Here is a 12,538-nt window from a genome sequence, read left to right on the forward strand (position 1 = left end):
CCTCGTTGTACCGGTGACGGCGCGACGCTGTTACCCAACCACGTCGCGCCGGCAAACCTGGTGTCTAGGACCGGCCGCGCTTGAGTTCGAAGAACGTTTCGCTGCGGGACAGCGGGACGACCGCGTCCCAGATCGCCAGGGCTTCCTCGCGGTCCGGGACCTCGTCGATGATCGGCCCGTGCACGCCGCGCCCGGCGCCCTCGATCATCAGCACCGGGGAGCCGATGTCCGGGCCCGCCGAGCCGAAGGCCAGCTCGTGCGACGCGCGGACCGCCTCGTCCCAGGACCCGTCGTCGAGCACGGTCTTGGGATCGGGGACGCCCGCGGCCTCGGCGGCGGCCACCACGATCTCGTCGGTGAGTGCCTCGCCCGCCTCGAACGTCCGGTTGCCGAGCTCGGTGTAGAACGTGGCGATGGTGTCGTCGCGGTGGTCCGCGCGCAGCGCCTCGACCAGCCGCAGCGCCCGCGTCGACGCCGCCATCATGGGCTTGTACTGGTCCGGGACGTTGTCGCCGTTGAGGATGGACAGGCTGAATGCGCGCCAGTGCAGTGTCACGTCGCGCTCCGGCGCCACGCCGACCAGCCAGCGCGAGGTGCGCCAGGTGAACGGGCATGCCGGGTCGAAGAAGTAGGTGGCCTCCATGGCTGCGATCCTAGGCCGGGCTACCGGAATGCGGGCCAGTGCTCCGGCCTTCAGGTCGGAGGTGAAGGCCCGCGCTGGGAGGGCCGCCGAGGCCCGAGCAGTGCCTTAATCCGGACGGTTTTGCTGCTCGATGTACCACCGGTAGGGCACGAGCACGGCGCGCGGTTCGTCGTTCTTCGCCAAGACCGTGTGCTGGCCCGCGTAGTGGGCTGCGTCGATCAGCTTGCCGATCTCCTTGCGGGCGTCGCTCACCGCGACCTGGGGTGTCTCGCTCATCCTGCCATCGTACATGTGGTACGTTTTGTACGTGCAGCTCCGTTACAACTTCCGGCTCTACCCGGACACCGTCCAGCGCGAAGCGCTGGCCCGGTCGTTCGGGAGCGCTCGCGTGGTGTTCAACGACGGGCTGCGCGCACGGCAGGAAGCCCGCGAGCAGGGCTTGCCGTATATCTCGGACGCCGAGCTGTCCAAGCGGCTCATCACCCAGGCCAAGACGACCGAGGCCCGAGCCTGGTTGGGCGAGGTGTCCTCGGTCGTGCTCCAACAGGCCCTCGCGGATCAGAACGTGGCGTACCGCAACTTCTTCGCGTCGAACTCGGGCAAGCGCCAGGGCCGCAAGGTGGCCCCGCCCCGGTTTCGGTCCCGCAAGGACAACCGGCAGGCCATCCGCTTCACCAAGAACTCCCGGTTCAAAGTCCTGGACAACGGCCGACTGCGGTTGCCGAAGATCGGCGACGTCGAGGTGCGGTGGTCGCGGAGCCTGCCGTCCGAGGCCAGCTCGGTCACGGTGATCCGAGACGCAGCGGGCCGGTACTTCGCCTCGTTCGTCGTGCAGACCAGGCAGGACGAGACGCTGCCGCCGGTCGACCCAGAGATCGGGATCGACCTCGGGCTGACCCACTTCGCGGTCATGTCCGACGGCACGAAGGTGACCGCGCCGAAGTTCCTGCGCCGCGCGGCCCGCAAGCTCAAGCGGCTGCAACAGGATCTCTCCCGCAAGACCAAGGGATCGAACAACCGCAAGAAGGCCGTCGTGAAGGTCGCCAGGGCGCACGCCGGGTGGCCGACACCCGGCGAGACTGGCAGCACAAGCTGTCCACGAAGGTAGTTCGCGACAACCAAGCGATCTATGTCGAGGACCTGTGCGTGGCCGGTCTCGGCCGGACCCGGCTCGCCAAGTCCGTGCACGATGCGGGGTGGGCCGGTTTCACCGGCATGTTGGAGTACAAGGCCGCCCGGTACGGGCGCACCTTCGCCCGGGTGGACCGATTCTTCCCGTCCACCCGAATGTGCTCGGCGTGCGGACGCATCAACGACAAGATGGCACTGAACGTCCGGGAGTGGCACTGCCCCTGCGGCAGCCACCACGACCGCGATCACAACGCCGCCAAGAACGTGTTGGCCGCCGGACAGGCGGACAACTCAAACGACCGTGGAGCGCAGGTAAGACCAGCATTCGTGCTGGCACCGCGCGGCGAAGCGGTAACCCACCCGGACGTTGCGTGTTCCACGCGCAGCGTGGAGGGAATCTCCGTCCTTTAGGGCGGAGAGGATGTCAAAGCACGCGGTTGCGCTGGTCGAGCCCGAGCGGCCCGTACGGGTAGTCCGGCGCGTGCAGGTCGCTCGCCTCGTCCAGAGCCGCGATCTCCGCCGCCTCGAGGTGCAGCTCGGCCGCCCGCAGGTTGGTCTCCAGCTGCTCGACCGTACGGGCCCCGAGGATCGTCGAGGTCACGCCGGGCCGGTCGGTGACCCAGGCCAGCGCCACCTCGGCCATCGACACGCCGCGGGCCTCGGCCACGGACTGCACCGCGTCGATGATCGCCCAGTTCCGGTCGGTGCCGCGCCGCTCCCACGCCTCCATGCCGCGCCCGGGGTCCTCGCCGAGCCGGGTCGCGCCGCTGGGCCGCTGGTCGCGGCGGTACTTGCCGCTGAGCCAGCCACCACCGAGCGGGCTCCACGGCAGCAGCCCCAGGCCGGCGTCGCGGGCGGCCGGCACGATCTCCCACTCGATCTCGCGCACCAGCAGGCTGTACTGCGGTTGCAGGGTGACCGGGGCGGCCAGGCCGAGCTCGCGGGCCAGGTGCACCGCCTTGGTGAGCTGCCAGCCGGTGAAGTTCGAGAAGCCGTAGTAGCGGATCTTGCCCTGGCGCACGAAGCTGTCCAGGGTGCGCAGGCTTTCCTCCAGCGGGGTCACCGGATCCCAGGAGTGCGCCTGGTAGAGGTCGATCGTGTCGAGGCCGAGCCGGGTCAGCGAGGCGTCGAGCGCGCGGGTCAGGTGCCGGGCGGACAGGCCGGCGCCGTTCGGGTCGCCGGCCATCGGGAAGCGGCCCTTGGTGGCCAGCACGATCGGTTCGGTGACGTCGGCGCTGCGCGAGGCGAACCAGCGGCCGATGATCCGTTCCGACTCGCCGGCGGAGTAGACGTCGGCGGTGTCCACGAGCGTGCCGCCGGCTTCGGCGAACCGGTCGAGCTGGGCGTGCGACACCTCCTCGTCGGACTCGGCGCCGAAGGTCATGGTGCCCAGGCAGAGACTGGAGACGGCGCAGCCGCTGCGGCCGAGTGTGCGGTATTCCATTCCAGCAACCTACGTCGCGGCGGGCAGTTCCACCCGGAAGCGGGCGCCGGCCGGGCTGTCCACGTACCGGAGATCGCCGCCGTGCGCCGCGGCCAGGCCGCGGGCGATCGGCAGGCCCAGCCCGGCACCGCCGGTGTCGCGGGAGCGGGACGTGTCGCCGCGGCCGAACCGTTCGAAGATCAGTGCCCGGTCGGCGGCGGGCACGCCCGGCCCGGTGTCGGCCACGTCCAGCACCACGCGCTCGCCGGTCCGCCGCACGGTGACCGTCACGGTCCCGCCCGCCGGGGTGGCGTGCCGGGCGTTGTCGAGCAGGTTGGTGACGATCTGGCCCAGCCGCACCGGATCTCCGTGCACGACCGGTGCCGGCTCGGCGGAGACGGCGAAGCTCAGCTGCGGCGCCAGCGTGCGGGCCCGGGCCGTCTCGGCCTCGGCCAGCCGGGCCAGGTCGACCGGTTCGGTGGCGAGCCGGAGGCCGCCCTGGCCGAGCCGGGCCGTGGTGAGCAGGTCGTCGACCAGCCGGGCGGCGCGGCGGGTCTCGCGGATCATGGCGACGGCGACCCGTTCCCGTTCCGGGCGGTCGAGTTCCTCGCGCAGCAGCAGCTCGGCGTTCGCCTGGAGTCCGGCCATCGGGGTCCGCAGCTCGTGCGACGCGTCGGCCAGGAACGAGCGCATCCCGGCCTCGGCGGCGTTCGCGGTGGCCAGGGCCGCCTCCAGCTCGTCGAGCATCGAGTCGAACGCCGCCGCGGTGCGGCCCAGCTCGGAGTCGGTGCGCGGGTGGCCCAGCCGGCGTCCCCGGTCGCCGGCGGCGATCTGCCCGGCCAGGGCGGTCATGTCCTCCAGTGGGCGCAGCGCCGCGCGCGACAACCGGGCGGCGGCGAGCCCGGCGAGCAGCAGGGCCAGCAGCCCGCCGACGATCTCCAGGAAGACCAGCCGGCGGAGCGCGTCGGTGATCTGGGTGGTGTCCAGGCTGAGCGTGAGGATCTGGTTCCCGCTCAGCTCGGTGCGCACGAAGATGACGCTGCCGGCGGTCTCCACCGGCACCTCGGCCCGGGCGCCGGCGGGCCGCTGCCGGGCCGGGCCGCCGGTGGGGAAGCGCCGGCCCGGTGGCGCCGGGTCGGACGCCGCCGCGACGCAGCCGCCGCCGTCGCGCACGCACAGCCGGGCGGTCACCCCGTCCCCGCGCAGCCGGTCCACGAGCTGCTGGGCGCTGAGCTGCGGGTCGAGCTGGCCGGCGAGCGCCACTCGGTCGGTCAGCCGGGTACGGGCGTCAGCATGCAGCCGGGCGGAGAGCGCGATGTCGACGGCGGTGAAGAGCACCACCAGGATCACGGCGAGCAGGCCGAGCACCACCCAGGTGACCCGGCCCCGCAGCGACAACGGCCGCAGCAGCCTCACGGGCGGACCACGTAGCCCAGGCCGCGGGCGGTGTGGATGAGCCGGGGGCCGTGCTGCTCGAGCTTGCGGCGCAACGCGCTGACGTGCACCTCGACCAGGTTCGGGTCGTACTCGTCGTAGCCCCAGACCTGGGTGAGCAGCTGGGTCTTGGACAGGATCCGGCCGCGGTGCCCCGCGAGGTAGGCCAGCAGCTTGAACTCGGTCGCGGTGAGCTCCAGCGCCTGGCCCGAGCGCACCGCCAGCCGGGCGTCCTCGTCCACCACCAGGTCACCGACCTGCACAGTGGAGGGCACCCGGCCGAGCCGGCGCAGGATCGCCCCGACCCGCGCCAGCACCTCGACGGTGGCGAACGGCTTGACCACGTAGTCGTCGGCGCCGGCGGCGAACCCCCGGAGCCGGTCGTCGACCGCGTCGCGGGCGGTGACCATCAGGACCGCGCAGTCGCTGCGCCCGCGCAGCGCCGCGGCCAGCGCGAAGCCGTCGCGGCCGCCGGGCAGCTGCACGTCGAGCAGGGCCAGATCCGGCCGGTACGCGTCGACGACCTCCTCGAAACCGGCGCCGTCGGCCACCTCCCGCACCTCGTGCCCCGCACCGCGCAACGCCGCCGCGAGCGGTGCCCGGATCGCGTCCTCGTCCTCCACGACCAGCACTCTCGCCACCATGGCCGAAGTATCCGCAGCGTGCCTGTGCGTGTTCGAGCACCGAGCTGAAGAACAGCTGAAGACCGCCGCCGATTCAGGCCTGCTTCAGTTTCGCGGGCGACGGTGGGACGAGCACCGAAACCGACATCCAGCACTGGAGGAGCTTTGCCACCGATCTTCAGCACCCAGCGGGCCCGGCGCGTCGCCGTGGCCGTGGCCCTCGGCGGCGGTCTCGCGCTCGGCGTCGCCGGGCTGGCCCAGGCCGCGGACACGCCGGCGCCCAGCGGCTCCGCGGCGCCGTCGGCGGGCGCGGCCGCCCCGGGCCGCGGCCCGGGCCATGAGCACACACCGCACCTGCACGGCACGGTGAAGTCGATCAGCGACACCCAGATCCTGATCACGGACCGCGAGGGCTTCACCCGGCAGATCAACATCAAGAGCACGCCGGACGGCGTCGCGGTTGGCACTTCCATCCACGCCGAGGGCACGGTGAACGCGGACGGCGTCTCGCTGGACGCCACCTCGGTCGTGGTCGCGACCGAACGTGACGGCAAGCGCGGCGGCGGTCCGGGACAACGCGGCGGTAAGGGACCGGGCGGCCCCGGCGGCGAACGCGGCGGGGCATCGGCCGCGCCGGGCACGCCGCCGGCGGCCGGCTCCACTGCGCCGAGCGCCCCGGCACCGTCAGCGAGCTGATGACGTGGGTCGGTGGTCCAAGCGGAGGCTCTCGATCCGCTTGAACCACCGACACCACTACCGCTACCCCGCAGCGGCAGGACTAACCACTTGAGTGACAAGTGGCGGGATCAGTTCGGTGAGGACAGTGATGCCGTCCGCGCTGAGCACCGACTCCGGGTGGAACTGCACGCCGGCGAAACCCTGGCCGCGCAGGGCGTGCACGGTGCCGTCCGCCTCGTCGCGGGCGATCTGCACCTCGCCGTACGCGGTGCCGAGCCGGTCGTCCGGGCTGAGCGCCGTGAAGCTGGAGTAGAAGCCGACCCGGCGGACCGCGCCGAACAGCGGGATGTCGCGGGCCACTCCCTGGTACGGGCTGTCGCGGCGGTGCAGCCGAAGTCCCAGGGCGGCGGAGAGCACCTGATGGCCCAGACACACCGCCAGCAGCGGCTGCCGGGTCGCCAGCAGCTCGGCCACCAGCGCGCGTACGCGGACCATCTTCGGCTCGTCCGAGGCGGGGTCACCGGGACCGGGTCCGACGGCCACCAGATCCGCCGGCGGGACGACGGGCACGGTCCACGGCACCACGGTGACCTTCAGGCCCAGGGCTTTGAGCTGGTGGGCCAGCATCGCGGTGAACGTGTCCTCGTTGTCGACGATCACCGCCGTACGGCCGTCGAGCTCGGGGACGGTCAGGGCGCCCGGGCGGCGCTGGTCCAGCCAGAAGCGGGCGAGGCCGTCGTTGCGGGCAGCCAGTGCCGCCTGGATCGCCGGGTCGTCGTCGTTCGGGCGTACCGGTGGGTGTCGCAGCGAGGACGCGCCCAGCGCGGCCAGCACGCCCGCTGCCTTGGTGTGGGTCTCGGCCACCTCGCCCGCCGGCGTGGAGTGCCGGACCAGCGTGGCCCCGACCGGCACCCGCAGCCGGCCTGCCGGGGAGATCTCCGCCGTGCGGATCAGGATCGGCGCGTCCAGCGTCTGCCGGCCCTCGTCGTCGTGGCCGAGCAGGGCCAGCACGCCCGCGTAGTAGCCGCGGCCGCGGCGCTCGTGCCGGGCGATCACCCGGCAGGCGTTCTCCACCGGGCTGCCGGTGACGGTCGGGGCGAACATCGTCGCGCGCAGCACCTCGCGCACGTCCAGGGAGCCGCGGCCGGCCAGCAGATACTCGGTGTGGGTCAGGTGCGCCATCCGCTTGAGGTACGGCCCGACGACCTGGCCGCCGTGCTCGGCCACCGCGGCCATCATCTTGAGCTCCTCGTCGAGCACCATGTACAGCTCGTCGATCTCTTTGCGGTCGGCCAGGAAGTCAGTGAGCTCGCGGGTGCCGTCGTGCCGGAACGTGCCGCTGATCGGGTTCATCATGGTCAGGCCGTCGGCCACGCTGACGTGCCGTTCCGGGGTGGCGCCGACCAGCGTGCGGGTGCCGGTGTGGACCAGGAACGTCCAGTAGGCGCCCTGCTCGCGGGTGAGCAGCTGACGGAACGCCGACCGCGCCGCCTCCAGCGGGTCGCCGTCCACGTCGGCCGTGAAGACCCGGTGGATGACGAAGTTGGCGCCCTCGCCGTGGCCGATCTCGTCGCGCAGCACCTCGGCGACGATCTCGCCGTACGCCTCGTCGGAGAGGTCGAAACCGCCGTCGCGCAGCGAGACCGGCGTCTCGGGCAGCTCGGCGACCAGCTCGCCGAGCGGCCGGGTGGTCCGCGTGGCGATCCGCAGGCACTCCAGCGGCGCGCCGTCGTCGACGCACGCGAAGCCGCGTTCGGCGACCTGCCGGTACGGCACCAGCGCGAGCGTCTGCGGTCCTTCTCGGCCCGGGGTCAGCGGGATGTCGGCGAGCGTGTCGACGGTGACGACATCGCCGGTCAGCACGTCGACGTGGTCGGCGCCGTCACGGTGCAGCAGGGCGAAGGGTTGCATCGGGTCCTCGTTCCGGGCTGGGGTCGCCGCCGAGGACCGGGCCGTACGAAAAAGGCCGCCTCGTCGGAGGCGGCCGCGGTGGTGTGATCTACACGCGGGTGGGTGTGGCCGCCGGGTCGGCGGGCCACCACATGCTCAATCGCGCGTGCATGCCGGTCATCCTAGGGGCCGTCGCGGTAGCAGCGCCAGCTCCGGGCGTCACCGGCGCGCCCGAGATCGGCCCAGGCGGAGGCGCCGTAGCGCCAGCGACAGAGCGCGTCCATGTCGACCGTGATCCCGGCCCGGCCGATCCGGGCGCAGGTCCAGGTGTCCGCGGTGGCGGTCGCGAGGCTGAACCGGCCGTGCGTGGCCCGGCAGTAGGACCCGGCCAGCGGGCCCACGTCGGCGTCCGCGCCGGGGCCGAGCAGCACCGGTGCGGGAGCGCTGGGGGACGCGGACGGCGACGCGGAGGACGGGGCCGGGCTGAGCTTGGCGGCCTGCCGGACCGCCCGCAGCTGCGGGCGGGTGGCGGTCGGGGCCGGCGGGTCGGTCCAGGCCGGCGGCGGCGGGACGGTGACGGTCGGCAGCGGTACGGCGGCCCGCAGCGTCCGGGACTCACGGAAGGCCAGCGGGGTGACCACCGCGAGCAGGACGAGGGCGAGGACGGCCGGCACCCACAGCAGCCGGCGCCGAGGCCGCGGGACGTGGAACTCGACGGTCGCCCGGTCGGCGAGAGGAGCCCCGGCGGCGTGCCGGGGCACCGCGGTACGCACCGCGAGCAGCCGGCCGATTCCGCCGGCCCGGTGACGCGCTGTGACGTCGACTGGCACTCAGCCACCGTACGAGCAGCGCAGACTTCCCGGTTCGGTCGTCACGGTGCGTATTCGAGGCGAAGGGGTGAGCGCCCGTCGCCGTACGGGGGAGTCAGGCGGCGGCGTACGCCCGGCGGACCGCGGTGCGGGCCCACTGCATGCGGCCGAGTGCGCAGTCCGGGTGCTCGCCGAACTCCTGGGCGACCAGGGCGGCGCAGCCGCGCTCGCCGAGCCGGTCCACCGTCGCGGTCACCGCCGCTCGGATGAGCTCGGGCGTCGGCTGCTGCGAGCGCTGCAGGTCGGAGACGAACAGAGCCTCGGTACGGATGTCGTCGGGGTTGATGGAAGTCATCAGGTCCTCCTGCCGTGCGTCTCGGTCGGGTGTCGTGGTTCCAGAACACCCCGGCGGGGCTGCGAGAGCGGCTGCGCACCAGTTGCCGTGCGGTTGCGCCGAGCGGCAGTCACACCCGGTACTAACCGGATATCGTGCGATTAAGTAGCGTAAGTAGGCCGAGCTTTCCCGGGCGGCCTCGACGGGGGGAAATGGCCGTGACGGTGGTCCTGGTCGCCGACGACGACGCCGACATCCGTGACCTGGTGGCGTTCAAGCTCGAGCAGTCCGGCCTCGAGGTGATCGCGGTGGAGGACGGGCAGGCGGCTCTCGAGCAGGCCCGGGCGCACCGCCCCACGCTGGCCGTGCTGGACGTCTCGATGCCCGGGCTCTCCGGCATCGACGTGTGCCGGATGCTGCGGGCCGAGCCGGCCACCGCCGGCATGCTGATCATCATGCTCACCGCCCGGGTGCAGGAGCAGGACGTCGAGGGCGGCTTCAGTGCCGGTGCCGACGACTACGTGACCAAGCCGTTCAGTCCCCGTGAGCTGGTCTCCCGGATCCAGGCCCTGCTGAGCCGAGCCCGGGCCTGAGCCGGCTCCCATGCGCCGTGACCCCTCTGTCGGGCGCCTGCTGACGAGGTCGTTCGCCGTCCTGGTGGCCCTGATCGTCTGTTCCGGGCTGGCCGAGATGACCACGGTCCTGGTGCAGCACCGGGTGGTCCGCGAGCTGTCGACCCACGTACAGCCGCTGGAGCTGGCCAACGCCCGGCTGCGAGCGGTGCTCGGCGACGCCCAGCGGGGCCTGCGCGGGTATCTGCTGACCGGCGATGCTCAGGTGCTGGACACGTACCTCGCCGCCCGCGGCGAGTACACCCAGGCGAGCCTGAACCTGCTGGAGCTGGCGACCGCCGCCGAGGAGCCGGCCGTCGACGCCCAGCTGATCCGGGCGGACATCTGGTGGGCCCTGGCCGAGCAGCAGCGCCGGGCGCCGCCCCGCAGCGACACCGCGGCCCGCTTCGTCACCGAGGGCAAGCCGCTGTTCCAGGCTTTCGTCAGCGAGAACGAGGCCTTCGACCGGGCCCTGGCCCGGCGCGTCACCACCCTGCAGCGGCGCAGCTCCTGGCTGGGCGGCGTCACCGTGGTCGTGGTGATCGTGCTGACGCTGGTGGCGGCGGCCACGGCCGGGGTCACGGCGCTGCTGACGGCCCGCCGGATCACCCGCCCGCTCGGTGGGGTGGCGCGGGTGCTCGACGAGCGTGGTGCCGGCCGGCTCGACGCCCGGGCCGACACGGGCCGCGGGCCGACCGAGATCCGGGCGGTCGCGGCCGCGGTCAACGCCATGGCCGACGAGCGCGAACGGATCCGCGTCGCCGAATGTGACGTGGCGCGGCTGCGCAGCGAGGTCCGCGAGCTCGGCTACCGCATCCGCGCGCACCTGCGGGTGCAGGACGCGATCGGCGAGGCGATCCGGGGCCTGGCCGCCACGATGGACGCCGACCACGTGCTGGTCCGGATGGCCCCCGGGCAGACCGGCGTGCCGCAGCACGCGAGCCTCGGTGACGAGCACCTGGCCGGCCGCCTCGCCCTGCTCGCCGCCTGTGACGTCGGCTGGCTCTCCGGCGGTGACGTGTGGACCACCGACGACGCGGCGCCCGCCGGGGACGTGCAGCCGCCGGAGGCCGAGATCCGGGCGTGCGCCGAGGCCGGGGCCGAGGCGGTGCTGACCGTGGCGGTCAGCGTCGGTGAGGAGTGCCTGGGTGCGCTCACCCTGCTGCGTGATCACGGCCCGGCCTTCACCCCGGTGGACGTACGGCTGGTCGAGGTGGTCGCCGCCGACCTGGGCCGCGGCGTGCACCTGGCCCGCCTGTACGAGCGCGAGCAGCACCTCGTCGCCCGCCTGCAGGAGCTGGACACCGCCAAGACCGACTTCATGTCCACCGTCTCGCACGAGCTGCGGACCCCGCTGACCAGCATCTCCGGATACGTCGAGCTGTTGCTGGACGCCGACGCCGGCGAGCTCAACGCGCCGCAGGCCAAGATGCTGGACGTCATCGGCCGCAACACCCGGCGGTTGCGCGACCTGATCGAGGAGATGCTCATCCTCTCCAAGATCGAGTCCGGGGCGTTCTCCACCTCGCGGGAGCCGGTCGAACTGGTCTCGCTGGTCGAGCACGCGGTCGAGGTGATCGCGCCGGCCGCGGCCAAGGCGGCGGTCACTCTGCACACCGAGGTGCACGGCCCGCTGCCGCTGCACGCCGACCCCGATCAGCTCGACCGGGCCGTGATGAACCTGCTGGCCAACGCGGTGAAGTTCACCCCGGCCGGGGGCGAGGTGCGGGTGGCGGCCCGCCGCGAGGGCGCCGAGATCGTCCTGGTGGTCGCCGACACCGGCATGGGCATTCCGGCGGGGGAGCAGAAGGCGCTGTTCACGCGCTTCTTCCGGGCCAGCAACGCGGTCCGGCAGGCGGTTCCCGGCACCGGTCTGGGCCTGGCCATCGTGAGCACGGTGGTGGACAACCACGACGGCCGGATCGAGGTGGAGTCGGCCGAGGGGGCCGGTACGACCTTCACCATCCGGCTCCCGGCCGCCTGAGGCCTCCGCATCCGTGCTGAACAGGGATAGCCTGTCGGCCATGCGCACACTCGAGGGCCTGCGCGGCGCCGCGCAGGTGACCGTCGGCGGGTCCGTCGCGGTGCAGTCCGCCGGCCCGCCCGTCACGCTCACGACCCGCTTCCCGATCGCCTCGATCGGCAAGCAGTTCGCCGCCGTGGCCGCGCTCCTGCTCGCCGAGCGCGGCGAGCTCGCCCTGGACCGGCCGGTCGCGCCCTGGCTGCCCGGCAGCCCGCCCTGGTGGCGTGAGGTGACCCTGCACCACCTGCTGACCCACACCTCCGGCCTGCCGCACTGGGGTGCCGAGCCCGGGTTCGACGTGGGCGCGGCGATGGCGATCGCCGACCGGCTGGGGCTGATCCCGCAGGGGACACCGGCGAGCCGGCCGGGCCTGCGCTGGCTCTACAGCAGCCCGGGCTACCTGCTGGTGGCGTCCATCGTCGAGCAGGCGGCGCGGCAGCCGTACGGCGACTTCCTCGCCGAGCACGTGTTCGCGCCGCTCGGAATGAAGGCGACCACCATCGGCCGGCCCGCCGACGACGCGGTCGAGGGGGAAACCCTGTCCCCGATGGCCGGCACCAGCGATGTGTGGTCGACGGTCGGCGACCTGACCCGCTACCAGGAGCAGCTCCACGCCGGCGCGCTGCTGGGCTTCGAGTCGCACGCGGTGCTGACCGGCCCGCTCGCCCCCACCGCCGAGGAGCCGCGCCCGGGGCGTTCCTTCTTCGCCGCCCACTACGGCTACGGCCTGTTCGTCGGCACGGTCGGCGGCCACCGGGCCTGGTTCCACCCGGGTGACATCCCGGGATTCGTGTCCTTCGCGGCCTGGCTGCCGGAGCAGCGGGCGAGCGTGGTGCTGCTGAGCGACGACGAGCACGCCGACGTGCACGCGGTGACCCGGCTGCTGCTGACCGCCGCTGCGTTATCGTAGGCGCTCACCTACTGCAGCGAGGTCGGGGC

General features: G+C 73.0%; 12 protein-coding genes and 1 pseudogene. 5 read left to right on the forward strand and 8 right to left on the reverse strand.

The annotated features are described in order from the left end of the window. Window positions 1–64 precede the first annotated feature (64 nt). Both ACQP2Y_RS11690 and ACQP2Y_RS11695 read right to left on the reverse strand, forming a co-directional pair. A complete protein-coding gene (locus tag ACQP2Y_RS11690) occupies window positions 65–643 on the reverse strand; it encodes a DsbA family protein (protein WP_433727173.1) in 579 nt (192 codons plus the stop codon). Between the two features lie 105 nt (window positions 644–748). Next, complete coding sequence (locus ACQP2Y_RS11695) at window positions 749–919, reverse strand: type II toxin-antitoxin system Phd/YefM family antitoxin (RefSeq protein ID WP_433727175.1); 171 nt, start codon at window positions 917–919, stop codon at window positions 749–751. Between the two features lie 13 nt (window positions 920–932). On the opposite strand from ACQP2Y_RS11695, the pseudogene ACQP2Y_RS11700 reads away from it, so the two are divergent. Further along, window positions 933–2,185: pseudogene (locus ACQP2Y_RS11700) on the forward strand (RNA-guided endonuclease InsQ/TnpB family protein). 13 nt (window positions 2,186–2,198) lie between these two features. On the opposite strand, the gene ACQP2Y_RS11705 reads toward ACQP2Y_RS11700, so the two are convergent. Genes ACQP2Y_RS11705 through ACQP2Y_RS11715 form a run of 3 tightly spaced genes read right to left on the reverse strand, consistent with a single transcriptional unit; the run spans window position 2,199 to window position 5,275 of the window. Beyond that, window positions 2,199–3,218, reverse strand: coding sequence for an aldo/keto reductase (locus ACQP2Y_RS11705; RefSeq protein WP_433727177.1), 1,020 nt, complete (start codon window positions 3,216–3,218; stop codon window positions 2,199–2,201). Window positions 3,219–3,227: 9 nt separating this feature from the next. Further along, complete coding sequence (locus ACQP2Y_RS11710; RefSeq protein WP_433727179.1) at window positions 3,228–4,613, reverse strand: sensor histidine kinase; 1,386 nt, start codon at window positions 4,611–4,613, stop codon at window positions 3,228–3,230. Then, on the reverse strand, window positions 4,610–5,275 hold the full coding sequence (locus ACQP2Y_RS11715) for a response regulator transcription factor (protein ID WP_433727181.1): 666 nt from the start codon (window positions 5,273–5,275) through the stop codon (window positions 4,610–4,612). The genes ACQP2Y_RS11710 and ACQP2Y_RS11715 overlap by 4 nt, the downstream gene beginning before the upstream one ends. 144 nt (window positions 5,276–5,419) lie before the next feature. Between ACQP2Y_RS11715 and ACQP2Y_RS11720 the strand changes: the two genes are divergently transcribed. Further along, window positions 5,420–5,950: a hypothetical protein gene (locus tag ACQP2Y_RS11720; RefSeq protein WP_433727183.1), complete on the forward strand. Its 531-nt coding sequence runs from the start codon at window positions 5,420–5,422 to the stop codon at window positions 5,948–5,950. A gap of 63 nt (window positions 5,951–6,013) precedes the next feature. On the opposite strand, the gene ACQP2Y_RS11725 is transcribed toward ACQP2Y_RS11720, so the two are convergent. The 3 genes from ACQP2Y_RS11725 to ACQP2Y_RS11735 form a co-directional block, all read right to left on the reverse strand. After that, window positions 6,014–7,843, reverse strand: coding sequence for an anthranilate synthase family protein (locus ACQP2Y_RS11725; RefSeq protein ID WP_433727185.1), 1,830 nt, complete (start codon window positions 7,841–7,843; stop codon window positions 6,014–6,016). 161 nt (window positions 7,844–8,004) lie between these two features. Next, window positions 8,005–8,652 carry a hypothetical protein gene (locus ACQP2Y_RS11730; RefSeq protein ID WP_433727187.1) on the reverse strand — a complete coding sequence of 216 codons (648 nt, stop codon included), beginning with the start codon at window positions 8,650–8,652 and terminating at the stop codon, window positions 8,005–8,007. A gap of 94 nt (window positions 8,653–8,746) precedes the next feature. Next, entirely contained in the window at window positions 8,747–8,986 is a 240-nt protein-coding gene (locus tag ACQP2Y_RS11735) for a hypothetical protein (RefSeq protein ID WP_433727189.1), read from the reverse strand. Between the two features lie 197 nt (window positions 8,987–9,183). Here ACQP2Y_RS11735 and ACQP2Y_RS11740 point away from each other — a divergent pair, with 197 nt between their 5' ends. The 3 genes from ACQP2Y_RS11740 to ACQP2Y_RS11750 are packed head-to-tail and all read left to right on the forward strand — an operon-like array spanning window position 9,184 to window position 12,509. Next, complete coding sequence (locus ACQP2Y_RS11740) at window positions 9,184–9,558, forward strand: response regulator transcription factor (RefSeq protein ID WP_433727191.1); 375 nt, start codon at window positions 9,184–9,186, stop codon at window positions 9,556–9,558. 10 nt (window positions 9,559–9,568) lie between these two features. Continuing rightward, entirely contained in the window at window positions 9,569–11,560 is a 1,992-nt protein-coding gene (locus ACQP2Y_RS11745) for an ATP-binding protein (RefSeq protein WP_433727193.1), read from the forward strand. Window positions 11,561–11,600: 40 nt separating this feature from the next. Beyond that, window positions 11,601–12,509 carry a serine hydrolase domain-containing protein gene (locus tag ACQP2Y_RS11750; RefSeq protein WP_433727195.1) on the forward strand — a complete coding sequence of 303 codons (909 nt, stop codon included), beginning with the start codon at window positions 11,601–11,603 and terminating at the stop codon, window positions 12,507–12,509. Window positions 12,510–12,538 lie beyond the last annotated feature (29 nt).

The sequence above is a fragment of the Actinoplanes sp. CA-051413 genome, from assembly GCF_050955795.1.
Lineage (GTDB): Bacteria > Actinomycetota > Actinomycetes > Mycobacteriales > Micromonosporaceae > Actinoplanes.

Excerpts from the sequence above, each read along its gene's own strand:
- ACQP2Y_RS11715 (WP_433727181.1), bottom strand. The coding sequence starts at position 5,275 with ATGGTGGCGAGAGTGCTGGTCGTGGAGGACGAGGACGCGATCCGGGCA.
- ACQP2Y_RS11735 (WP_433727189.1), bottom strand. The coding sequence starts at position 8,986 with ATGACTTCCATCAACCCCGACGACATCCGTACCGAGGCTCTGTTCGTC.
- ACQP2Y_RS11690 (WP_433727173.1), bottom strand. The coding sequence starts at position 643 with ATGGAGGCCACCTACTTCTTCGACCCGGCATGCCCGTTCACCTGGCGC.
- ACQP2Y_RS11750 (WP_433727195.1), top strand. The coding sequence starts at position 11,601 with ATGCGCACACTCGAGGGCCTGCGCGGCGCCGCGCAGGTGACCGTCGGC.
- ACQP2Y_RS11695 (WP_433727175.1), bottom strand. The coding sequence starts at position 919 with ATGAGCGAGACACCCCAGGTCGCGGTGAGCGACGCCCGCAAGGAGATC.
- ACQP2Y_RS11745 (WP_433727193.1), top strand. The coding sequence starts at position 9,569 with ATGCGCCGTGACCCCTCTGTCGGGCGCCTGCTGACGAGGTCGTTCGCC.
- ACQP2Y_RS11705 (WP_433727177.1), bottom strand. The coding sequence starts at position 3,218 with ATGGAATACCGCACACTCGGCCGCAGCGGCTGCGCCGTCTCCAGTCTC.
- ACQP2Y_RS11725 (WP_433727185.1), bottom strand. The coding sequence starts at position 7,843 with ATGCAACCCTTCGCCCTGCTGCACCGTGACGGCGCCGACCACGTCGAC.